The organism is Segatella maculosa OT 289 (assembly GCF_000243015.1).
GTDB classification, from domain to species: domain Bacteria; phylum Bacteroidota; class Bacteroidia; order Bacteroidales; family Bacteroidaceae; genus Prevotella; species Prevotella maculosa.
Genome location: NZ_JH594502.1, coordinates 253,916 through 278,068, shown reverse-complemented (window position 1 = coordinate 278,068; position 24,153 = coordinate 253,916). Strand labels below are relative to the sequence as shown.

The 24,153-nt window shown below is 47.6% G+C and carries 17 protein-coding genes and 1 other RNA gene; 3 read left to right on the top strand and 15 right to left on the bottom strand.

Features of this window, described 5'->3' with window-relative positions; translation table 11 throughout:
• Positions 1–27 precede the first annotated feature (27 nt).
• From HMPREF9944_RS05260 to HMPREF9944_RS05225, 8 genes are all read right to left on the bottom strand, one after another.
• On the bottom strand, positions 28–543 hold the full coding sequence (locus tag HMPREF9944_RS05260) for a DUF3836 domain-containing protein (protein WP_008564959.1): 516 nt from the start codon (positions 541–543) through the stop codon (positions 28–30).
• A 1,247-nt stretch (positions 544–1,790) separates the two neighbouring features.
• Positions 1,791–2,474, bottom strand: a complete 684-nt coding sequence (locus HMPREF9944_RS05255; protein ID WP_008564958.1) for a hypothetical protein — start codon at positions 2,472–2,474, stop codon at positions 1,791–1,793.
• 12 nt (positions 2,475–2,486) lie between these two features.
• A complete protein-coding gene (locus HMPREF9944_RS05250) occupies positions 2,487–3,896 on the bottom strand; it encodes an MATE family efflux transporter (protein ID WP_019968833.1) in 1,410 nt (469 codons plus the stop codon).
• Positions 3,897–4,503: 607 nt separating this feature from the next.
• A complete protein-coding gene (locus HMPREF9944_RS05245; RefSeq protein WP_008564956.1) occupies positions 4,504–6,231 on the bottom strand; it encodes an acyl-CoA dehydrogenase family protein in 1,728 nt (575 codons plus the stop codon).
• A gap of 94 nt (positions 6,232–6,325) precedes the next feature.
• Positions 6,326–6,721, bottom strand: coding sequence for an endonuclease domain-containing protein (locus tag HMPREF9944_RS05240; RefSeq protein WP_008564954.1), 396 nt, complete (start codon positions 6,719–6,721; stop codon positions 6,326–6,328).
• 88 nt (positions 6,722–6,809) lie between these two features.
• Positions 6,810–7,832: an electron transfer flavoprotein subunit alpha/FixB family protein gene (locus HMPREF9944_RS05235; protein ID WP_044113387.1), complete on the bottom strand. Its 1,023-nt coding sequence runs from the start codon at positions 7,830–7,832 to the stop codon at positions 6,810–6,812.
• 146 nt (positions 7,833–7,978) lie between these two features.
• Positions 7,979–8,845, bottom strand: coding sequence for an electron transfer flavoprotein subunit beta/FixA family protein (locus HMPREF9944_RS05230; RefSeq protein WP_008564952.1), 867 nt, complete (start codon positions 8,843–8,845; stop codon positions 7,979–7,981).
• Positions 8,846–9,101: 256 nt separating this feature from the next.
• On the bottom strand, positions 9,102–9,746 hold the full coding sequence (locus HMPREF9944_RS05225; RefSeq protein WP_008564951.1) for a DUF308 domain-containing protein: 645 nt from the start codon (positions 9,744–9,746) through the stop codon (positions 9,102–9,104).
• Between the two features lie 98 nt (positions 9,747–9,844).
• Between HMPREF9944_RS05225 and HMPREF9944_RS05220 the strand changes: the two genes are divergently transcribed.
• Complete coding sequence (locus tag HMPREF9944_RS05220; RefSeq protein WP_008564950.1) at positions 9,845–10,351, top strand: histidine phosphatase family protein; 507 nt, start codon at positions 9,845–9,847, stop codon at positions 10,349–10,351.
• Positions 10,352–10,457: 106 nt separating this feature from the next.
• On the opposite strand, the gene HMPREF9944_RS05215 is transcribed toward HMPREF9944_RS05220, so the two are convergent.
• Entirely contained in the window at positions 10,458–11,495 is a 1,038-nt protein-coding gene (locus HMPREF9944_RS05215) for a hypothetical protein (protein ID WP_008564949.1), read from the bottom strand.
• Positions 11,496–12,246: 751 nt separating this feature from the next.
• Between HMPREF9944_RS05215 and HMPREF9944_RS05210 the strand changes: the two genes are divergently transcribed.
• A complete protein-coding gene (locus tag HMPREF9944_RS05210; RefSeq protein WP_008564948.1) occupies positions 12,247–12,765 on the top strand; it encodes a hypothetical protein in 519 nt (172 codons plus the stop codon).
• Positions 12,766–12,966: 201 nt separating this feature from the next.
• Positions 12,967–13,365, top strand: a transfer-messenger RNA (tmRNA) gene (gene ssrA / locus HMPREF9944_RS12710).
• 439 nt (positions 13,366–13,804) lie between these two features.
• Here ssrA and HMPREF9944_RS05205 read toward each other — a convergent pair.
• From HMPREF9944_RS05205 to HMPREF9944_RS05180, 6 genes are all read right to left on the bottom strand, one after another.
• The gene (locus tag HMPREF9944_RS05205; RefSeq protein ID WP_044113386.1) at positions 13,805–14,134 is read right to left on the bottom strand and encodes a heavy-metal-associated domain-containing protein; all 330 of its coding nucleotides are present in this window, start codon (positions 14,132–14,134) and stop codon (positions 13,805–13,807) included.
• Between the two features lie 22 nt (positions 14,135–14,156).
• Complete coding sequence (locus tag HMPREF9944_RS05200; protein ID WP_244861117.1) at positions 14,157–15,404, bottom strand: efflux RND transporter periplasmic adaptor subunit; 1,248 nt, start codon at positions 15,402–15,404, stop codon at positions 14,157–14,159.
• A 28-nt stretch (positions 15,405–15,432) separates the two neighbouring features.
• On the bottom strand, positions 15,433–16,707 hold the full coding sequence (locus HMPREF9944_RS05195) for a TolC family protein (RefSeq protein WP_008564945.1): 1,275 nt from the start codon (positions 16,705–16,707) through the stop codon (positions 15,433–15,435).
• Positions 16,708–16,721: 14 nt separating this feature from the next.
• A complete protein-coding gene (locus tag HMPREF9944_RS05190) occupies positions 16,722–20,255 on the bottom strand; it encodes an efflux RND transporter permease subunit (protein ID WP_008564944.1) in 3,534 nt (1,177 codons plus the stop codon).
• Between the two features lie 125 nt (positions 20,256–20,380).
• Complete coding sequence (locus HMPREF9944_RS05185; RefSeq protein WP_008564942.1) at positions 20,381–20,842, bottom strand: HYC_CC_PP family protein; 462 nt, start codon at positions 20,840–20,842, stop codon at positions 20,381–20,383.
• A gap of 608 nt (positions 20,843–21,450) precedes the next feature.
• Positions 21,451–23,475: a helix-hairpin-helix domain-containing protein gene (locus HMPREF9944_RS05180; RefSeq protein WP_008564939.1), complete on the bottom strand. Its 2,025-nt coding sequence runs from the start codon at positions 23,473–23,475 to the stop codon at positions 21,451–21,453.
• Positions 23,476–24,153: the final 678 nt, after the last annotated feature.

Genomic DNA, 24,153 nt, shown 5'->3' with positions numbered 1-24,153 from the left:
TTTCTTGGTTTTCATTTTTTATTTGCGTCATTTTTGCTCATTGGCGAGGATAGGAGAAAGGCTTTCGGCCAGCAAAAGACCTTCATGCGGGTCCATAATAACAAAGCCATCTACCTTGGTATAGTCGTTTTTCCGGGTGTTCCAGCTGTAGGTTGTCACGGCCATTAGGCGGTCACCAAGCATTTCATAGTCTGTCAATGTGGTTGCTTTGCCATACGATTGGGTCTTCTTGTCCCAATCATGACGGCTCAATCTAAATCCCGTTTCTGTGTAATGATAAACCAGTTTGTAGACGTTCTCCCATTGTTCTGTAAGGTTATTCCAACGTTGTGCTTCCTTATTGGCCAACCTTCCCAATGCATCATAGTCAAAACGATACTGAAGTTTGCGGCCAAGATACTTGCCACTGGCCTCGAATACCGTGATTTTGTTCACTTCATTTCCGTTCGTTTCAGCATTGTAACAGTAACCGTTACTGACAGATGATGTCGAAATGTTGAAAAACATCGCTGCGATTGTAGTGCTTGTGATAATTAGTTCCATATTATTTTGTTTTAAGTCATCTTGCGATTTACGTTATTTTATTTTGCGAACTTTAGTGTACCACTTCAATAGAACACTGCAAATGTAGTTCAATCTCACTTATTTGTCAAGCTTTTAAGCAAGAAAATGCATAATAAAGTGCAATATTTAACGGTTTAAAACAAATTAAATCGGGAAATAAGGTGATTTGAAACAGATATTAACAAACGTGTATGAGCGAAGTAGCACACCATAGGTAGGCGAACCGAAACATAAAAGTAGTGCGGCATAGCAGTGCACTTCTAACTTTACTTGGTAGCACATAGGGCAGAACATAACGCTGTTTCTCGACAAACCGCATCGCGGTTTCATCGTTTACAGGGCTGTGGCGGAGTGGTGTATGAGGCTCGCTATCGACAAACCGCATCGCGGTTTCGTTATTTACAGGGCAGGGTTGCCGAACAAAGTGAGGTAACCCTATCTGAGAAGTAAGCGAGAAAGCAACGTCAAAAGATGTGAAGCCCACCCCTTCCCTCCCAAAAGGAGGGAGAATGTACCAGCAAACAGATTGGACTCCCCTCCTTTGGAGGGGTTGGGGGAGGCTTAAACGCAACACCGATGGCGTTGCATTCCCTCACTCTCCGGCTTTGACAGCGTTGGCGCTACACGCCAACACTGCCCTATAAACAACGAAACCGCGATGCGGTTTTTCCCAATTAATCCTCGCCAAATGCTGTTGACAGCATGTAGGGACGCACGGTTCGTGCGTCCGCTCCACCAAAATATGAAGCCACCCCCAGCCCCTCCGAAAGGAGGAGGCCCAAATCACATGCAAACTCACTTGATGTTCGTTCGCTCTCCCCCTCCTTCGGAGGGGCCGGGGGAGGTCCTAATATAACCCTTTCTCAACGGTAATAACTGTCAAAATAATTCATAGTGGATTTGCATTTGGCTGTCAAAAGTGTTATCTTTGCATGGAGGGAAAGTCGATGATGGCTTTCCTTTTTTCGTGAACAGCCGTAATGGGCGGCTAAAATGGGTGAAGTTTCCAGCTCATATAAGCCATGTGGCGTGCTAAAATCAATCATATTGCACGCCGAAATAACCCATATTAGCGCATGAAATGGGTGAGATAAGCGCGTAAAATCCTTGAATTGAGTGGCTGATTTGGTGCTTACGGAAAAACAGAACAATGGCGGCCAATCGAGAATGTCAATGTTTTTGATTTTTTTAAATAGCTATTTCGGCCGTTAAAATGGTACTTTCGGTTATCTGATACCATCTTCCTCGTTGTTTCGGTCACAGTCTTTGCCGACGATCAGCAGGACGAATATGGCCAAAAGTGGGGTGGTGATGAAGCTGAGGAGTATCCATAAGGCTGCATTTCGATGGCGTTTATTGGCCATAACGGCAACAATGACATATAAACCAAACATTGCTCCTGCTAAAATGACATACAAACCAAGCCATGCGATAGGGCCTAATCTATGGAAAAGGCTTTCGTCTGAATGGTAAACTGCAGAAGTCGTGTCATTGTTTAGGTCCTTTTCTCCTGCTGTTAGCCTGTTCTGCCGGTTGTAATCCATAAGATCAAACCTTATGATGAAGATATTTGCAGCGTCTTTCTTGGCTATAGACTTGTAATAAGCATAGTGGTCGTCATATCGGAAGGCAGGGATTTCGACCGTTTTTGCCTCTCCGGGGGCAATATATACATCTTTATTGAAGTCTTCGGAACCGATGGTTTGCCCTTCCATATTGATATATGTGATTTGGAAAGCAACGTCTTCAATGGGCTCTTTCGTGTTGTTTTTCAGTGAAAGTCGGCCGGTGTCGTCATTCCATGCCTGTTCATAATCCAGCATTGTGACGGCGTTTGCACCGTCTTTGCTTAGTGCAAACGATGCAAGGGAAACCAAAATCCCAGCTAAAATCAAAAGCGTTCTCTTCATGACAGGCTTATTTTATGTTGTTTGTAGGGTCTCAACAGCTGGTTTTTCCGCCAATCCTTTGAGCCAATTGCCGCGGAAAAGCCGGTAAAGGAAGAGTGAACCGCGGAACGTAAGCTCTATGGCCATGGCTGTCCATACGCCTTTTAAGCCGTAATCACGGGCAAGCCATGCGGCAAGCGTAAGGCGAACGCACCACATGGAGATGAGGTTCATGATGGCAGGACGCAGGGTGTCGCCTGCACCGACGCAGATACTATAGACCACGATTGATGCTGCAAAGAACGGTTCTGCAAAGGCTTCGATGCGCAAGACGGTGGTTCCGAGCGTGCGAATGGCTTCGACAGGACTCAAAAGGCCAATCATTTCAGGGGCAAACACATACATCACAGCTCCCATAAAGGCCATGACAAGCATACCAAGTCCCACGGTCATGCGGGCAAAACTCGTGCAAAGGTCCTTCCGGGCAGCCCCGTAAGTCTGGCCAACCAGCGTGGTTGCAGCATCACCGATACCGTATCCGGGCATGTAACACAGGCTTTCTGCCGTGATGGCAAACGAGTTTGCCGCAATAGCAATGTTGCCTAAGGGAGCCACTATCAGTGTGCTGACGATCTGTGCACCGCTCATCAAGATGGATTGAACGGCAATGGGAAAGCTGATTTTAGCTGATTTGATCACGTAATCCCACACCCAATGGAAAGGTATTGTATCGAGTTTCAAAGCCAAAATCTTGTTTCTGCAAGTCGTCATCCACGTAACCGGGAGCGAAGTACAGATGTAAGCCATCGCCGTTCCGAGGGCTGCACCAATCACACCAAGTCCAAATAGATAGATGAAAACATAGTTGAAGCCCACGTCAAGCACGCATAATAGCACGCTCATTGCGCTGGCCAACTGCATGTTTCCGGTGCATTTCAACATGTCGCACGACAGATGAAACAGCATCAGGAACGGAATCGTCAATGAAAAAACAAAGAAATAGCTTGATGAATTGCCTGCTATTGCAGCGTCTCCTCCTAACCAAATGGGAAGAGAAGCATGGATAGCGACACCGATGGCAAGCAGAAACAGACTCAAAATGATTTCACAGATATAGGCATGACGGAAGACTTGGCGTGCTTTTACAAAGTCGTTGGCTCCGATAAAATGTGAAACTTGAACGGAAAAGCCGATGGCCGAGGCGCTCAGAACACTGCCTATTAGCCATGCCGTCGACTCTATCAGTCCGATACTTGCAGAGGCTTCGGCCCCCAAATGGCCCACCATGCCGGCATCGATGAAGAACATCATCACCGTGGTCAGCTGTGCCAGCATCGAAGGGATACTCAGATTGATGATCAAACTGAGCTTTTCTCTCCGCGACATGGGCAATCCGTTGCGTATGTTTGCCAATAAAGCTTCGCTTTTCTTGCTGCCTAACATATTGTTTTCTTGAATGTGCAAAAGTAATGTAAATCTGGCAAACTCACAAAAAAAACGGTCCCATATTGCTATGGAACCGTATCTCTCTCTCAAACCTTCCAAGGTTTCTATTCTTCTCTCTCTAAAATGTTATCCTTTTTGAAACAACCTTTCCCTCAAAAGAACTAATTTTATTTTTTATATCGAATAACCCTCTTCGTTTTTACAGTGTGAATTCTAACTTACCAATACCTTTCTCTGATGCTGCAAAGATAGGGACAATCCTGCTTGCTGCAAAGAATCGACATGCGAAATCATTTGTTTCCGGCTTGATTCTTGACTTATATCAATCGCTCGCACGGCTCGATAGGATTGTTGATGGGCTTCATTCAGTAAGGCTTATGGCCAAACAAATTACCTTTCATGGGTAAAACGCATCGCAATTTCTTTGTTTATAGGACAGGATAGGCGTGCGATTCCACGCTCATGAAAGCTCTACTGCGCCCGTCTCAATAGGTAAAAGCTGATTGAAAACACTTGGTGGCGCGATAAAAGGTATAAGAAAAAGAGGGCACTACATAAAATGGATTTATGTTGCGCCCTCTTTTTGAGGTTGAAGATGGGGCTGTCAGGCTTCCGTTTCTTCAGGTTTTGCTTCCGAAGCGAAGTTCTTCAAGTCGGCTGCATCAAACGAATTGATGTATGCGGCCTTGCCGATGACGCTTTCTTCTGCCATGCGCACGTAGACGTTTGCACTCTTTTCGAAGAGCTCGGGTGCCTTTTCTGCATCGGCAATGATGAGTAGCGACATGATGATTTCGGCCGTCATGTCGTAGAGGCGACGTGCGAGGAAGTCTTGTTCTTCTTGGTTTTCGTCGGCATTCACCTTGTTCAGTGCCTCTTCGTAGTGGGCCACGAGCTTTGCAACGCGCACTTGCAGCGGTTGCATGGCCGTGGTCGGCTGTTCGAGCATCTCTTTCATGATGGCCAGATAGGTGCCGTTGGTGATGTAACGCACGGCGGCAACGACCTGAAGTTGGGTGGTTCCCTCGTAAATGGAGAAGATTCGGGCGTCGCGGAAGAGCCGCTGGCTCTTGTATTCCATGATGAATCCCGAGCCACCATGAATGGAAATGGCATCGTAAGCATTCTGGTTTGCATACTCAGAGTTCATACCTTTGGCGATAGGAGTAAAGGCATCGGCCAGCTTACTATACTGTTTCATCTCCTTACGCTCCTCAGGTGTGAGCTTACGGTCGCGTGAAATATCTTCGAGTGCCTTGTAGATATCGACGTAACGGGCTGTCATGTAGAGCAGCGAACGGCCTGCATCGAGTTTCGCTTTCATGCGGGAAAGCATGTCGTAAACGGCAGGGAAGGTAATGATCTTCTTGCCGAACTGGGCGCGTTCCTTGGCATAAGCAAGGCCTTCGTTGTAGGCTTCCTGCTCAACGCCCACACTTTGGGCTGCAATTCCCAAGCGGGCACCGTTCATCAAGGCCATGACATACTTGATAAGTCCCAACTTTCGGTCGCCGCAAAGCTCGCATCTGGCATTCTTGTAGACCAGTTCGCAGGTGGGACTGCCGTGGATACCGAGCTTATTCTCGATGTGTCGCACGGTAACACCGCCGTCTTTCTTGTCGTAGATGAACATGGAAAGGCCGCGTCCGTCGCGTGTTCCTTCCTCGGAACGGGCCAAAACGAGATGAATATCTGAGTCGCCATTGGTGATAAAACGCTTCACTCCGTTGAGTCGCCACGTGCCATCGGCATCTTGAGTGGCCTTCAACATGACGCGTTGCAGGTCGGATCCCGCATCAGGTTCGGTCAAATCCATTGACATCGTCTCGCCTGCTGCGATGCGGGGAATATACTTTTGGCGTTGTTCTTCGGTGCCGAATTCATACAAAGTGTCGATACACGACTGTAAAGACCAAATGTTTTGGAAGCCGGCATCAGCTGAAGCGATAAGCTCGGAGGCCATGGAAAAGACGGTATTCGGGAGGTTCAAGCCACCATAACGACGTGGCATAGAGATGCCCCAAAGCCCGGCTTGGCGCGTAGCCTCAATGTTTTCGACGGTCTTGCTCGCATAAATCATGCGCCCATTCTCCAAATGCGGGCCCTCTTGGTCTACGCTTTCGGCATTCGGTTCAATGATGTTTGCTGCGATATCGCCTGTGATATCGAGCATTCGTTTGTAGTTTTCGATGGCGTCCTCGTAGTTAACGGGCGCGTCGTCAAAAGCATCTTTGTCTGCAAAGTCGCGCTCTTTCAGCTCAACAATGCGTTTCATCAGAGGATGGTTCAAGTGGAACTCAATCTCAGGATGGTCGGTGTAATAGTTTGACATAAGCTAAAGCCCCACCCCCAACCCCTCCCCGAAGAGGGAGGGGAGTAATATGTTCTCTCCTTAAATCGCCGAGAGGGGCTGGTGGTGGATTGTTTTATTCGTTATACAATATGTTTTTTATCTCTGTTATCACGCTTTGTGAATTCTCTATTATTTGTGTATTAGTGAACCGAATCACTGTAAATCCCATTCTATTTAGACTCTCCGTGCGCAGCTTGTCATCTTCTTTTTGTAGCCGTTCTTGATGATATTCTCCATCAACTTCAATCACTAAGTGATGGTACAAGCATGCGAAATCAACGATAAAGTCACCTATAATATGCTGACGTCTGAACTTAAAGGGCTTTGGAAGTAGCCTCAGTTCTTCCCAAAGTATGGTCTCGGCAAGTGTCATTTTTAGCCGATTTTCTTTGGCAAATGCCTTTAGTAGTGCATAACGGTCGGGCGAAGCGCTCATATATTCGAATGATGTTTCCACTTTATTCATCATATATCAGTCGTTTATCCTTGTCTTATCCTTTCCTACACTACAGCATATTACTCCCCTCCCTCTTCGGGGAGGGGGCGGGGGAGAGGCTTTACTTTGAATTCTGTTTATAGTATTTAATCAGTTTCGGCACCACTTCTTCAACGGTTCCATTGATGACATAGTCGGCAATCTTGTTGATTGGGGCATCAGGATCGCTGTTGATGGAGATGATAATGCCGCTGTCTTGCATGCCGGCAATATGTTGAATCTGGCCCGAAATGCCGCAGGCAATGTAGACTTTCGGGTGAACGGTGACACCGGTCTGACCGATTTGACGGTCGTGATCAGCCCAGCCCGCGTCGACGGCAGCGCGACTTGCGCCAACTTCTCCATGGAGTTCCTTTGCCAATTGGAACAAAAGTTCAAAGCCTTCCTTGCTTCCTACGCCGTAACCTCCAGCCACAACGATGGGTGAACCCTTGAGATTATGCTTCGCAGCCTCAACATGTCGGTCGATGACTTTCACCACATAGTCGGCTTCGGGCACATATTTTGCCACGTCAGGATAGACAACTTCGCCCTTAGCTTGGCCCTCATAGAGTGCTTTCTGCATCACTCCTGACCGCACAGTTGCCATTTGTGGGCGATGATCGGGATTGACAATGGTTGCCACAATGTTGCCTCCAAAGGCCGGACGGATTTGATATAGCAAGTTATCATAGTGCTTTCCGGTCTTCTTTTCGTCGTAGTCTCCAATCTCAAGTTGCGTACAATCCGCCGTAAGACCAGAGGTTAAGGACGAGCTAACCCGTGGTCCAAGGTCGCGACCTATGACAGTTGCGCCCAGCAAACAAATCTGTGGCCGCTCTTCTTTGAATAGGTTTACGAGGATATCCGTGTGAGGTGCTGAGGTATAAGGCCTGAGACCGTTTCCCTCGAACACGAAGAGTTTGTCCACACCGTAAGGCAAAATCTGCGTTTCCACCTTACCTTTGATGCCGCTTCCGGCTACGATTGCATGCAGGTCTACGCCAAGTTTATCGGCAAGTTTGCGACCCTTCGTCAGCAATTCCTGTGAAACTTCGAGGACATTTGGCCCTTCTGTTTCGCAATATACAAATACGTTGTTCATAATATGAATGAGGAGTGAGGAATGAGGCGTGTGGAATTGATGCGTAACATGAACAAGGAAGAATGACAAATGAGCATTTCTTTATCCTTCAAAAGCATCTGTATGGCAATCCATTCCAAGGCTTTTCTTCCGCTCCTTTTCTGTTTTTAGCCAATAATCTTTTCGTCTAACAATTCTTTTACCAAGCTTTCCACGTCGCTGTCGCTGCCGGTGAGCGTCTTACTCTCCTTGGCTTGGAACACGATGTTCTGCACGGTTTTCACCTTGGTTGGCGAACCCGAGAGTCCACACTGGGCCTCGTCGGCTCCGCAATCGGCTATACTCCATTGCCCAAGTGTAAGGTATGGGCGCGCATAGAGCGAACTCCAAGGCTCATCGCCCTTGCGTTCCATCGGACATGTGGCATATTTGTACTTCATAACACGCTTTACGTTGCACGGACGAGCAGGAGCAGCACTGCCATTGACAGTAATCAAAACGGGCAAAGGAGCCACGACGGTCTCCACACCACCATCGATGTGGCGACGAATAGTGGCCTTTCCGTCTTCTATTTTCAGCACTTCTTCGGCATAGGTCACTTGGTTGAGGCCCAACTTCTGGGCAACCTGTGGACCCACTTGCGCTGTATCGCCGTCGATAGCTTGCCTGCCTCCGATGACAATATCGACGTTGCCGATCTTCTCAATGCCCTTGGCAAGGAAGTAAGATGTGGCCAACGTGTCGGCACCGGCACTCTTTCTGTCGGTCAAAAGCCAGCCTTCATCGGCCCCGCGGTAGAGTCCTTGGCGGATAATCTCGCCCGCACGGGGAGGCCCCATGGTCAAGATACCGACGGTGGAGCCGGGATGTTGGTCTTTGATACGCAGTGCTTGTTCGAGCGCATTGAGGTCTTCGGGATTGAAGATTGCAGGAAGTGCCGCGCGATTGACGGTGCCTTCGGCCGTCATGGCGTCCTTTCCTACGTTTCGTGTGTCAGGTACTTGCTTGGCAAGTACAACGATTTTCAATTTCATTGTTATTTATAGTGTTTATGTATAGTTCTGACATTAGGTCTGCACAAAAGTACATTATTTTTATTTCTTAGCCAAACAAAATGCACAAAAACCTACTTCTTGTGCACAAAGCTCTTCTTTTGTGCAATGAAAGTATTGCTCATGTTCTGCAAGAAGGTCTACGATGTGGGTATACCTTATTATATATGTCAGGACTGCGCTATAAAATTTTCGGTCTATCACAGTCTTCCTGTATCTCATACCGGCATACAAAGGGTTATTCCTTACTTTCTGTTGGTTCCTGTTCGCATTCCTTTAGTTCCACAGAAGCCTGTGCCGCCGGCTTCTTTTCCATTTGCTTTCTGCAACTATATATCTTCAATGCGTTGATACACTCCACGACTCCATAGAGCAACATGCACCAACCAATGACGAACAGCGGTGCCGAAGCGATCGATTTCGGGTAGATGACGGCCACAAGTCCCGTGAGCAAGATCACAGAAGGCATCACCCAATAAAAGAAACCAACATCGGCCAGTTTGCTGATTTCGGCCAGATTGATGAACTGTCCGATGGCTCCGATGATGAGCAATGCGGCAATGATGTAGATAAGACCGGTGATAAAGGTGCCCGGCGTGAGTGCCAAAATGGCCCCAAGGATAAGACTTCCAAGGCCGACGATGGGTAAAGCGGGGCGCTGACCGCCCGAAATCAGCTGCCCGTTGCTGTCATATACCTCCGGCTCGCCGGCCGTTTTGCGGGCCGTATAATAGGAAGCAAGAGAGATAACACCCGACAGAAAGAACAGTACGCCAATGACAATAGTGAGCCATTCGACGGTTTGTTCGCGGTATTCTATCAAGAGTGCGCCGATGACGATTGCACTGATGGCACGGAAAAGAGAACTTCTTAAAACTTTCATAGGCTGTGTTTATATGTTGGCAAAGGTAGTAAAAAACTTCAAACTCACCGCGATGTCTCTGCCCTTTTTTGTAAATTTGCAGCCAAAAGCCAACGAATATGACCACATTATATTTGGTGCGCCACGGCGAAACCGTGGACAACGCCGCCCAAATCTTGCAAGGACAGCAGCAAGGCGAGCTCAACGAAACGGGCATCAAGCAGGCCGAAGCCACGCGCGACAAGTTGAAAGGCGAGCAAATCGACGCCTTTGTGTCGAGCGATTTGAAGCGTTCGGTCGACACTTGCCGCATCATTGCAGCCCCACATCATAAAGACGTGGAGACGACACCGCTCTTGCGCGAGCGCGATTGGGGCGACTTCACGGGCCGATTTATTCCCGATTTGCACGATGTTGCATGGCCCGACAACGTCGAAAGCCTTGAACAAATGAAGCGTCGGGCCCAGAATTTCCTCACTTACGTCAAGACTTCGTTCCCCGACCAAACGGTTTTGGCCGTCGGTCATGGCATCATCAACAAGGCCATTCAAAGCGTTTATTTCAAAAAACCGATGAACGAGATTCCGAAAATGGATAATGCAGAGGTGCGGGTTTACGTGCTGTAGCCCATGACGAGAAAAGGATTACCGCCAGACGTTTGCCTTTTCGGTAATCCTTTTCGTGAGAATATATATGTTGTCTGACCTATTGTTTAGGCTGATTTGGCTTTCCTTATCTTCTTCCGCCAAAGACTCCTTGCCCACTCTGAGTGGTTCCGCCGCCTCCGAATGAGCGGGTTGGTGCACTGTTTTCGCCGAATGAGCGACTCGGAGCGCTTCCGCCGAAAGTGTTTGAGGGCACATTGTTGTTGAAAGAACGGCTTGGCACGTCGCCACCGAAGCTCCGTCCCGTACTTGGACGGTCGAAAGTGCGACTCGGTTGCCTGTCGTTACTGCCGCGATCTGCGCCAAACACGCGGTCTGGAACGGCCGGAACGGTAGACCGGGTGCTGCTCGGTCGGTTGTTGAATGCGCCATTGCTGCGGCTTTCGGTAGCGGCACTGCCTCCGAATATGCGGCTCTGAGCGTTGTTGTCAAACGAATTTCCGCTGCGAGAATAGCTGTCGCTGCCACCGAAAACACGGTTGTTGCGCGGCTCGTTTCCATAGATGCGACTGTTTCTGTTGCCTCCGAAGACGCGGTTTTCAATGCGGTTATAGTCGGATTCCCTACTGCTGAAGCCCCGCCCATAGCTGCCGTTGTTGAAATGGTCACGCATGCCGACGAACCTGCGGCTGTCTTCAAAGCCGTAATTTCGGCCGTAATACCAACTCCGTCCGCCGTTTATTCGCCAGCTATGTCCGCCACGATAGACGGCATAAAAGTCGGGACAACCGAAATAGAAATAGTCTCTATGGGGATAACGGGCGTAGATTCGGAAGCGCCAATAGCCGTCGTTCCAATAAAGCGGACGGTAGAAATAGTTGGCTGCACAGTAGTTTCGGTATTGCCAGTCAAGCAGAATATAACTCAAATCGAGGTTGCGACGGGTCCAATATGTGCCATAAAGGTCGCCATAGTCATTGATACTCATCAGATAGTCGAGGTTGATTTCGTAGGCAGCCTCATACTGTTCGTCGGTGAGGTTCAGTTCATACGCCATCTTATCCGTGAGGAAAAGGGCCTGTCGGCGGGCTTGTTCATAACTCATTGCATTTGCAGTGACTGTCAATGTGAACAGCGTAACGAGGGTTAATATCAGCTTTTTCATCGTCGTATGTTTTATATTGCTATCTTGTTTGTGGGGTCTGAGGCACTCTACGCCTCGCCTTCACGTTACAAAGGTAGGACTATTCATCGCCTGCAAGAAAGGATTTTCCCTAAAGGGGCATGGGAATTTCCCTAATATTCGGCAGGGCTTTGTCCGCGAAAGCCGTGGACGGAGCGGCAGAAAGCAGGGCTTGACGCAGGATGATACACTACATCGTCATGCAAAAACGGCCTTATTCGCTGGCAATATGCCTGCGATTTCTTCTCTCCTTCCTTGTGAGAAGCCGGGGAAAGGCTCTTATTAATTGTCAATTTAATTCATATTCGATTTGCATTCGCCTGCAATTTTTTGTATATTTGCATAGGGGAAAGTCTCAAGAGGCTTTCTCCTTTTTTGTTGTGTGGGGTAGAAAAAGGGTCAGTATGGCTGGAATAGGCTTTCAATACGCCTGATATAATGCTTCAATATGCGTTATTTTGCAGTGTAAAGTGGCTGACATTGCGTGGCAAGATGAGTGATTTTGGCTTGTGGAGGGGCTGATGTTGAGAGCCGACTTGACCGGAGTAAGGTTTTTAACACACCCATTCTGTAAAATTTTCTGATTATTTTTACTTTCTTTTCAAGGGTGGTTTACGTAGCAACAACATTGCGGCAGCATGATGATTTCTGGCAAATTTCAATCTTGTTTTCTTGCTTTTCCGCTGAAAGATACTTATCTTTGAGCCATGAAATGCATAACCGGTGTCTTAAGATGAGGAAACTATTGCTGGTCATATTGTTCTTCTTGGTGGCTTGTGTTGCTACTTCGGCCTTCTTCTTCGGCCACGAACGCACGCCGATGGAGCGTTTCAAAGAGGGAATGAACTTTGCCCGATTTGTCACTTACACGGATTCAGACTTCGATTATCAGTTTGAATATCCCTCATTTCTGCGGCAGGAGCAAGTCGATGGCTATGGTTGTGGGCACGTAAGGTTCGGCTATCACGATGGTGTGAACATCGTTATGGAGTGCAAGGTGGTGCCCGAAAGTGTCTATACGTTCCGTCGTGGCGACCTCATACGGCGTGGATTGCTTGACGATATGCCCGATTATGCCTATGCTTCCCACTATATCCGGCGCGATAAACGCTGGTACGTGCTCACGTTGTATTACCCTTCTGACTATCAAAAAGCTGTGGCCCGGATACTCTATAAGGTGGAGAAATGGAGGGCGGACATGCCTTTTAAGCTCTTTCCGAAGCGCTCACATCACGAGAGAAAGGCGGGGTGAGGGGGTGTTTTCTGCGAGATAATGTGACAACCGAAATGTAAAAAAAGCATAATTTATTTTGAAATACGTCCCTTTTGCGGTATATTTGCATCATTAAAATAGCCGACAAGGCGGTCGAAACGTGTGCCTAAATCCGTGTAGACAGCTGCGTCGGACCATTCTTCGCACTTATAACGGCGGTTATAAGGCGTAGATAATCTCGGGGTTGACTGGATTTGACGGCGAGATGAAATGGTACGTAAGCACGTGGAGCCTTGGTTTCTTGCTCCTAAATCAGAGGAATCAGAAAATTAATTGGCGAAAATAATTACGCTCTCGCTGCCTGATCGAAGCATAGTAGATCATTGGCTTTATCGCGTTACAAGGTGATGCGACGAGACACTGCTCCAAGGATGTGGTTCCGAATCTAAGGGTCAAGCGGTGCAGGTAAATCGGAAATAGCGTCAGAATGCCTCGCTTCGGGCGTGAAACTTTAGAGGATAAGGTCATGGTTGGTAGTCCGGGTCTTGCCATGGCACGAAAATGAAGTCCGGAATAAACGTGTAGAAAGCGTATGGTTTCCTTGTGCGGACGTGGGTTCGACTCCCACCAGCTCCACTTAACGTACTCTGAACAAGAGTTTTTAGGAAATTGATTAAATCAGATAATCGCTGTAATTCTTTGAGATTACAGCGATTATCTATTATATACCCCTATTTGGGAGTACATACAGGTATCACCGAGTCGCTTAAAATACTCCAAACTGGCTACAATATGGCTACAGGAAAAATCATACTTCTAAAATTGTAGCCAGTGATACCATACAGCGTAAATATAGATACCGCATACTTCATTGTTATTCAAAGAATCATGTCGAACTTTGCAGCTGTAAAAACGATGCGTAACTCACCCGTAAGCGGGACAGAAACACAATTTACTTCTAAAAAGAAGTTTATAGATGCGTTCTTGAATATAAAAAAGTAGGCTGGATTTGCCAGCCTACTAAATGTTCAGTGCTAAAAATCAAGAGGTTTTTAGCCTGTCAAATGTCCATACATCCCTATTTACGATACTTGCAGCATCCAGGTAGTTTGTTATAAGTGGCTTGTGGGGCTTTTATATTGCCACTATCGTGACCTGAAGCGGCTACCGCTTTCTGCACTTTTTTAGTGTCTGTCTTGGTGTTATCATACACAAGCGTGAGCTTTTGTGCTTTTAAATTCCATGTAGCCGACAACACACCGGGAACAGCTTTTGCGGCTTTCTCTATGCGTGGCTTACACATTTCGTTACATTTCCCGTTTACTGGAATTTCTGTTTTCACTGTTTTGGCCTGCATGGTTGCGCTCATGGCTGCAACAGCAAGCATTGTTAAAATCACTTTTTTCATTTTCTTGTTATATTAAATAAATTTATTGATCCATCATACTTTCTTTGCCAGCCAGCTGTGCACTGGCATCAACAGCAAAGGTTCCATTCGTCACAATCTCTTCGCCTTCAGCCAAACCATCCGTGATGACATAGCCATTGGATAGCGAAGGCCCTAACGTTACACGCCGTAATCTGAAAGTAGGTTGCGTTTCTCCCGTGTCTTTTACATAGACGACACTTCGTTTCCCTGTCCACATCACGGCACTCTTCGGCACGACAATCTCACCATGATATTGCTTCATATTAGCCACAATGTTGCCCGTCAAAGTCATTTCGGGTTTAAACCATCCACTTGCATTATTCATTTCGACGCGCACACCGGCCGTTCTACTGGAAGAATCAATCACGGGATCGACGAAACTTACGCTGCCCGTGAACACTTTTCCAGGCATCGCTTCGGCTGTAAAGTGAATCTTTTCACCAACATGAATAAATGGTAAGTCGCTCTCATACGCTTGGAATATGGCCCAAACCTTGCCGAGATTTGCAATCTTCAGCAACGCTTGTCCTTGTTTAACATAATCGCCTGGATTGATATTTTTTTCAATCACAGTGCCCGAAGTATTGGCCTTCAGCGTGGTGTAGGGGGATGCTTTGCGTGTGTGCATCAGTTGATTGATCTGTGCTTGTGTGATATTCAGCAGTCTAAGCTTCTCAATAGCTGCGTCAATCAGCGGTTTCTTTTGGGGCGATGCAGGGAAGTTTACAGCAGCAATCAGTTCTTGTTCAATGGCGTATAGCGTCGGAGAATAGATTACAGCCAATGTTTGTCCACGACTAACACGGTCGCCCGGCGCATTGATCAATAGTTTCTCGATGCGTCCTTCCACGTAAGATGACTGCGTTTGTTCTAAGCGCTGATCGGGCAATATCTTCCCGAATAGGCGCACTTCTTTGTTTGTTGCTCCGCTGCCAACAACCTCTGTCTCGATATTTGCCAATGCAACGGCCTCATCACTCATCACAACAGCATTGGAATCGGTTGTTGTTGTGCTTTGCTTTTCATCGTTGACAGGGATAAGATCCATTCCACAAATGGGACATTTTCCTGGGTGATCCTGTCTCACTTGTGGGTCCATGGAGCAGGTGTACATCGTTTTTCCTTCCGAATGTTGGTGTACATCTGTTGCGTGAGCAGTGCGGAAGAGGAGCCACCCTAATAGGAGTCCTATCATCAGCGCAACGGCAAACGATAGCAGGATATGTTTTTTAATGAAATCTTTCATCATTTTTTGTTTCTTTTGGTTATACATTCTTTTACTTCACATCGCGTGCAAGGAGCTGAATAGCCTCTGCCGTGATGGTGTTATATTGCGCATTGGCTTCGGCTTTTAAGAGGTCGTAGTCGATGCTTTCGCGTGTTGTTTGAAGAATATCGGTGAGCGATGTCGCCCCCGTAGCATATTCTTTTTGCATCAGTTCGAGCGTTCTGTTGAGCAAACTCACCTCACTCTCATAAAGTTTCAATTTGCGTTTTATATCGTCAGCACGCTGTTCAATGCTGAGATATGTGCTTTGAAGTGCATCCAACTGACTTTGATAATTGTAGGCTGCGCTACGTTCCATGAGTTGTGCACTATGGATAGCCGACGTAATCTTTTTGCGATAAATGGGGATTGTGAGGCTCACCATGGGCATCACCATGTCTTTTCCATTCATGTTGGGCATCATAGGCATGTCAACTTTCCCATTAAGCATATATTGAAGTCCCACACCTATCATGGGCATACCTTTTGCTCTGGTCTGCTCTTCCTGTGATTTAAACGCCTTTTGGATAGCCGAATACTGTGCGAGTTTGGGATTGTTTCGTTCAATCTCTGTCCAATTAAAGGTGGGCATCTGTCGTAATGGGATGGAATCGGGTAGGGACAAAGCTGCATTTGGCTGCCGATGCAGCGTGATGTTGAACTGCTGCTTTTGTAAAGTCAACTGGGTTTCAAGACTTTCCGTCTGTTCTTTCAATCGCTCCTCTTCTGCATCGAGGCGCAATTGGTCGCTCATTTTTGTGTCACGCCCTGCAGTATAGTTCTTATAAAGATAGATAGCCACCTTTTTAATATCGTTTAAAAGCGCACGTTTCTGTTTTACAGCTTTCACCTTTTCTTGCGTTGCGAGTATGGAATACCATTGTTTCTCAACGTTGAAAGCTGTTGATAAGCTTTTTTCGCGAAACTTCTGGTAGGCCTCTTGCGCTTTATATTCCATTTGTTCGCGACCTGCTTTCAGTGTACCAAACCATGGAAACATCTGCATAATGGTTATGGTTGCAAGCTGTTTTCCATTGACATGGTGCATCGCTTGTGGGAAAAGGCCGACACTTAGCTGTGGATCGCTCAAGACACCCGCACCTTGCGCATTGGCCATTTGCGCCTGATAGGCCTGATATTCACTCTTCAGACCGGGATTGTTGCGTATTGCTTCGGCAATATACACGGCCAAACTATCTTCTTTATTGTCTATTCCTGTCGCATAAGCACTGCCATAGCAGGTGAATAGTCCTATGCATAGGAAATATAAAATCTTATTCTTCATTGTCATTTTCGTTTTCAATTTTTCTTCTTTTGTTCACGTTTCAAGGCCGATTCACGCCACCAGCATTGGAAAACCGGCACAACAAACATCGTCATGGTCTGTATTAACATACCGCCAAAGGTAGGAATGCTCATCGGAACCATGATGTCTGAGCCCTTTCCTGTGGATGAAAGCACGGGCAATAGCGCGATGAGTGTTGTCGCAGTGGTCATTGCTGCTGGGCGAACGCGCTTCATTCCGGCTTCAACAACAGCCTCTCGAATCTCTAAAGGACTATGAGGTTGTCGTTTTAAGAACACCTGATGGATGTAGGTTCCCATCAAAACACCATCGTCTGTAGCGACGCCAAAGAGTGCGATAAAGCCTACCCAAACGGCAACACTGAGGTTGATTTGCCCCATACCAAAGAGGGTTCGCATATTCACTCCCGCGATATTGAAGTTTAAAAACCAGTCTTGTCCGTAGAGCCAAATCAGGATAAAGCCGCCCGCAAAGGCTACAAAAACACCCGAGAAGTGTATCATTGAGGCCGTGACGCTCTTAAATTGGAAGAAAAGGACCAAGAAAATCAGAATCAACGCAATAGGAATGACTACCTGAAGGCGTTCTGCAGCATGAATTTGTTGCTCGTAAGTGCCCGTAAATTTATACGTGACGCCCTTAGAAAGTTTAATCTTTCCATGAGCTACAAGCTCGTCAATGTGCTTTTGCGCCGCATGAACAACATCCACTTCTGCCTTATTTCCCACCTTATCAAACGTGACATAACCCACTAAAAACGTGTTTTCACTCTGAATCATCGTCGCGCCTTTGACAAAATGAAAGGTTGCCAGTTCGCCTAAAGGAATTTGTGTTCCGTCGGCTGTTGGAACGAGTATTCCGTTTAACACCTCAGGGTCATCTCGCAATTCACGTGCATAACGCACACGGATAGGAAAACGTTCGCGCCCCTCAACAGTGCTTCCTTCAGCCATTCCACCGATAGCTGTCTCGATAACACTTTGCACAGTCCCCACTTGAATGCCATAACGTCCGAGTTTTTCTCTGTCGAGATGAATCTCTATATAAGGTGCTCCTTCTGCACGATCATAATACACAGAGGATGAGTTGATGTCGGGTATCGCTTTCAAAGCCTTCTCCATTTGCAAGCCTGCCTGCTCAATCGAAGCCAAATCAGGACCATATATCTTTAATCCCATAGGGGCTTTCATCCCCGTTGACAGCATCACTTGCCGGGTTGCAATGGGTTGTAGTTTCGGGCTTCCTGTCAATCCCGGGAGATTAGCGGCCTTAACAATCTCTTTCCAAATGTCATCTTCGTTTTTAATCTCGTCTCTCCACAGACGTATATAGTCGCCATTCTTGTCGCGAATGCGTTTGCCATCATCGTCCAATTGGTATTCGGGTTTGTAGTTGATGGTTATCTCATACATTTGAATGGGTGCCGGGTCAAGAGCACTTTCCACACGTCCCCATTTGCCAACAACCGATTCTACTTCGGGAATGGCCTTTATACGCTGGTCCAAAATCTTGCAATTCTGTATGTTTTCTTCAACACCACTGTGGGGCATACTTGTGGGCATGAGCATGAAAGTGCCTTCGTCTAAGGTGGGCATGAACTCACTTCCCGTCTTTGTCCAAATCATTCCGCCGGCAATCAGGGTCAATATGGGGATAGACATAAACTTCCATCGGTGGTTTAAACACCAGCGAAGGATTTGCTCATACTTGAGCACCAGAAGCCAAAGGATAGATAGGATAGCCCCCACAATAACGATAACGAATAGTAAATTGAGCAACGTTCCATTCTGAGGGCCTAAAGGAAGCCACACACTTGAAAGCTCATAGGTAGCTAAAAGCACCACAATGGCAATAATCAGCATGTTGGTGCTGACCGTCCAATGCATGATTTTGAAGGTGCGTGGCACACGTTTTTTGAAGACTTTCAATGCCCATCGTTTTGGAATCCTTAGTGAGAAAATCCAGTAAGCTAACGTCGGGAGAATTAAAATGCCTAAAAGCAGAGCTGATAATAGGGCGAAAGTCTTTGTGAAAGCTAACGGATGAAACATCTTTCCCTCTTGTGCCTGCATGGCAAATACAGGTAGAAAGCTGATAATCGTAGTGCCCATGCCCGTCATAACTGCCCCTGAAACCTCATGAACAGCATTCAAAATCAATGCTTCTAATTGCTTACCGCGAGCATGGGGAGCGGTGCTCAGATGACGAACCACATTTTCCATGAACACAACTCCTACGTCAACCATCACACCAATGGCTATAGCGATACCACTAAGTGCCACGATATTGGCCTCAATCCCTAAGAGTTTCATGACGATAAACGTGGTTAATACAGCCAAAGGCAGCATGGTTGCAATCACGAAAGAGGCGCGCAGGTTGAGCACCAGGATAAGAACAACAATGATACAGATGAGGATTTCGTGCATCAGTGAGCTTTCGAGTGTGCCAATCGTCTCTTTAATCAATCTGGTACGGTCGTAAAAAGGCACGACGGTAACGCGTGATGTAGAACCATCTTTCAACGTTTTTTCAGGCATGCCTCCTTGCATTTCGGCAATCTTTGCTTTCACATTGTTGATGACTTCCATGGGATTACTGCCGTTACGTGCCACGACAACGCCGCCCACAGCCTCTTGTCCTTCCTTGTCAAGTCCGCCACGTCTGTCGCCGGGTCCAAACGAAACTTTAGCCACATCCTTAACTCTTACGGCCACACCATGGCGATCTGTGATGGCAGCCTCTTCCAAATCTTTCAGCTTTTTGACGTAGCCGAGGCCGCGAATCAAATATTCTGCGCGGTTCACTTCCATCGTTCCGGCGCCTACATCGATATTCGAATTCTTCACAGCCAACATGACTTGTACGAGATTCAGGCCGTAAGCGCGCATGGCTTCGGGATTGAGGTCAACCTGATATTCTTTCACATAGCCACCTACCGAGGCCACTTCGCTGACCCCTTCGGCCGAACTTAATTGGTATCTTACATAGTAGTCTTGAATGGTTCTCAATTCCTGAGGATCCCAACCGCCGGCAGGTTTTCCCGTTTTGGGGTTTCGTCCTTCGAGCGTATACCAATAAATTTGGCCTAATGCCGTGGCATCTGGCCCGAGTGTTGGTTTCACTCCTTCGGGCAATAAACCGGCAGGAAGCGAGTTGAGTTTTTCCAAAATGCGTGACCGGCTCCAATAAAAGTCGACATCATCATTAAAGATAATATAGATAAACGACATACCGAACATCGACGATGACCGAATGGTCTTGACGCCGGGAATTCCTAACAATGCCGTTGTTAGGGGGTATGTGACTTGCTCTTGAATGTCTTTAGGCGATCGTCCCATCCAATCTGTTGCGATAATCTGTTGGTTATCACCAATGTCGGGGATAGCATCTACGGCCACAGGATTGCGTGGTATGAGACCGCTATGCCAGTTAAAGGGGACGGTAGACAGTCCACCTACAATAATCAATATCAACACAAGTGCCGTGATTAAACGGTTGTGAAGAAAGTATCCAATAATTTTGTGCATTGAATGTACTTGTTATTTAACGACCTCACCCGTGCTAAAGACTCATCAAAAGAAAAGCATCGCCCAATCGTATCTGTACGATCTGTCTCTTTTCTTGCGAAAATCAAACTTTCGGTTCGGTCAAATTATACCATAAATAAATGTTGAAACGAAATCCGTTTCATCGTAGGAGGAGCCCGAAGTCCGCTATACGGAAGGTAAAGGCAGCCCAAGTAGGAGTTAACATACGCATAAGCGTTGCCGTTGCTGCCCTCCTCTGCAGGTATAAAATTAAATAAAAAGTAATCAAAGTTGATGGTTACACCATGAAACCAATCGTTAGCCAGGAGCAAAGGATGCACCTGTGGCGTGCTGCTTTGCATGAATTGCTGGTGCAGCTGGTAATGATGCGCGACATGCTTACACATCGGACAGCCTGTATTCTCATTGCAAGAATCAGCCATTTTCTGTCCGGCTTCGGTCTTAAAATGAATGCCATTCACGGTCATGCCTACCAATTCACTATCGCAATAGTGAATATTCAAGTTTACTCCCGACACACTCATCAGGAAAAACAGCAGCATTATGATGGATAGCATGCGCTTCATTAGCCTGCAAAATTAGACATTTTGCGCGGTAAAAGCAGTATCATATTCTTTTTTTTGTTTCTTTTAACGGAAGCGAATAGAGTGCGGTACTCCTATACTTTTCTTAACGTTTAGCCGTCAGAGTGCCGTACTCCTATACTTTCCTTAACGTTTAGCCGTCAGAGTGCGGCACTCTTATACTTTTCTTAATGTTTAACTGCCAGAGTGCGGCACTCCTATACTTTTCTTAACGTTTTACGGTTAGAGTGCCGCACTCTTATGCTTTTCTTACCGTTTAATTGTCAGCGTGCCGCACTCCTATGCATCTTTTGCCTTTTTAACCCCTATCGGGGCTCCCGCTGATATGTATTTTACCCCCTTGGCTTCCGACGGAGGTCCCGCTACGTATTTTTTGTTTCTCGAAGTCTCGGCGGAGGCACCGAGGCTCTTTTTGAATTTTCCCCCATTGGGATTTATTCCAAATTCGCGTAATAGATCTCCTTATATTTGTAGATTTTTTACAGGTAAAGATCTCTTTATCCCCTATATTTTTCTCCTTCTTCTATTTTTCATAGAGCTCAGATTCCTTTTTATGATTGACATCGGAAAGCTGTTGCAAGGCCTGCGGCTCACAGCTTCACAATCGCCTGAAGCTGAATGTCGGTCCGAGAGGAATGATTGATTTGCTGATTGCCACTTCCGATGACGCTGCGGTCGAAATAATCGGTCGTGCCGACCTTGCCAATGAGGGTGAAGTGGCTGCCAAGATCAGCCCTCATGTTGCAACTGTATCTGATACCATGACCGAAGAAGCAAGGGAAACTGAAGTCATACAGGGTTCCGCGCTCGTAGACATAGACGCGGCTGTCGTAGCCCTGCGTGTGGAAATAGTCAAAAGAGGCCGAGGCCGTGAGCCATTTGTAATGTCTGAGCAGGCTCTGCGCGACGAGATAGCCGACACTACTCACCTGCTGATGCGCATAGGAAAGGTCGGCTTGCGTGCGCAACTGCCACGCTCCTAAGTGATAAGCGGCCTTGATGCGCCCGCGTTGCTCGTTGCGTTCCATCAAAGCCGACTTGTCCTTATTGTCGCGTTGCCTGCGCCGAAGTCGATATTGAGCCGTCAGTAGGAAATCCTTGTGCTGATAGTCGAGTTGCAAGAAGCCGTCCCACGCGTGGGTTCCCGCAAAACTCTGCCTGTATTTCGGCCATGCGAAATAGGCATAGTCGGCATAGACAAACGCTGAAAGTCGCCTGCCGAGCTTCCAGTTCATGCCCAGATAGAGGCCGCTTTCATCTTGGACAGCCCCTGCTTCAGAGAAACTTCGGGCAAACAGACCGTTGTATTTGTAGGCATAATAACGCTGAATGGCCATCACACTGACCGCCGAAGTAAGACGCAAATCCAAGCGATTGATGGTCGAAAGGGCTTGTCGGTTGTCTGTTGCCGCCTCGCCGCTGAAGCAATATCGGCCACGCATGTAGCCATAGTTCAGGCCGATGTTGTAGAAGTGCGTGCCCTCGGCCGCCCAACGCTTATAAATCCGGCCCGTATCGGGGCGCAGTTCGCGACTTAATGCCGTGTAAACCACCGTTCCGCCGACATGAAATCCGTTTTTGAAGTAGCGTAGGTTGCCGCCTGCGGCGGATTGGAATGTATTGTGCTTGTGCTGCATCTCCGTCTCCGTACGATGATATCCGCTACCGCCGATGGCCGAAATCGCGCCCGAGCCATCTGTTCGCAGCATTCCGTCCACACTGCGATAAGACATGAAAAGCGTGGTTTCTATCGCCTTGCTCAGCTTGAACGTGGCCGCGGCTCCTTGCAGATAGTTGCTCTCCGAACGCGAAGAATGGGGCCTGACCGCAGCCGACGAACGCCCCAACGACTGCAGGAGCATCTGTTTGCCGAAGCCAAAGTCACAGTTCATCACCAGTCCCATGCCAAAGCGCAACCGATATCTCCCCACGACGAGGGCTTTTAGGCTACCCCGTCCGCGCAACATCAGATAGAACGACGCGTAATCATACCCGCGGTTCCTACCGCTGAAGAAAGGCTCTCCGGCGTCCTGTGCAGCCACAAGTCCCAGCTCAAACCGGTCGGTATAGTCGAACGTGTAGCGCAACCAATGCTTCAACGGACCGCCAAGATACTTCCCTTCGCTGAAACCCTTGCTGCGATAGGTCGGTATACCCACCGTTCCGACGACCTTGTGTTTGCCATATCGCAACATGTTTCGCCATGAAAGGCGATTGTGTTCTTCCGGTTCTCCGATGACAATGAAATAGGAAAGCAGTCGGGCACAGGCGTTCCCGAGCGACGGAATCATGTAGAGTTCGCCCACGGATTGCAGGGCGCGGTATTTATAGACGTATTCCATGATGTCTGCAATCTGCTGATCGTTGAGAAAAGGCAACTGCTCCAAGTCCTCTTTCGTGGCCGTATTAATGTTGAAAGGGTGGCTTGCCAAGCGGCTCAACAACTCATAATCCATCGGCTCCGACGCCTCGCTCCCTTCGGTAGACATGAGTTCCTCGTAGCAATCTTCCCAGCGTTGCTCCTGCTGTGCGCGGGCGTCGGTCGCAATCAACAGCCCTATCACAATGGCAATACGGCCTATGCTCCTTTTCATGGCATACATCTTTGTGTTCATCGGTATTGTTTCTGCCGACAAACTTACGAAAAATCAAGAGAAGTTCCTAATAAAGCGGTAGAAAAATTAAGGTTCTCAATAGTAAATAGCCTGCGAAAGCCCACCCCAAAAACCTCCCCCCAACCCCCTCCGAAGGAGGGGGAGAGAGCCTCCCCCGACCCCTCCAAAGGAGGGGAATACAAACTTGCGGGCTAATGATGAACAATACATTATAAAATAAACAAAAATAGGCCTTGCAGACTAATGTGTTCGCAAGGTCTATTTGCATATTACTCCCCTCTCCTTGGGAGATTTCTGCTCCCCGATAACGGGGAGACCGAGAGGGGTGGCCGGGGGAGGCTTTTGGGTGAGGCTCCCGGGTGTGTATTAAAACGGGGAGGGCACACAGACAAGCGAGTTAATCATAAAATGGATTTTGATTTTGAGTTTGATTAAATGCTGATAAGTCGTGCGCCCTCCCTCCAAGAGGCTTCCCGCTGGAAGGCCTCCTAAAATCCGGGAGCCCGGGAGCCTCCCCCAACCCTTGAAGCCTCCCCCAACCCCTCCGAAGGAGGGGAGCGCAAACAGCGTGCAAACTAATTCCTCGCAAGCTCGCAGCTCCCCCTCCTTCGGAGGGGGTGGGGGGAGGCTCCAGAGGGTGGGCTTTCGGTTTGTGGGCTCCTAATTCCCGTGCTGCCC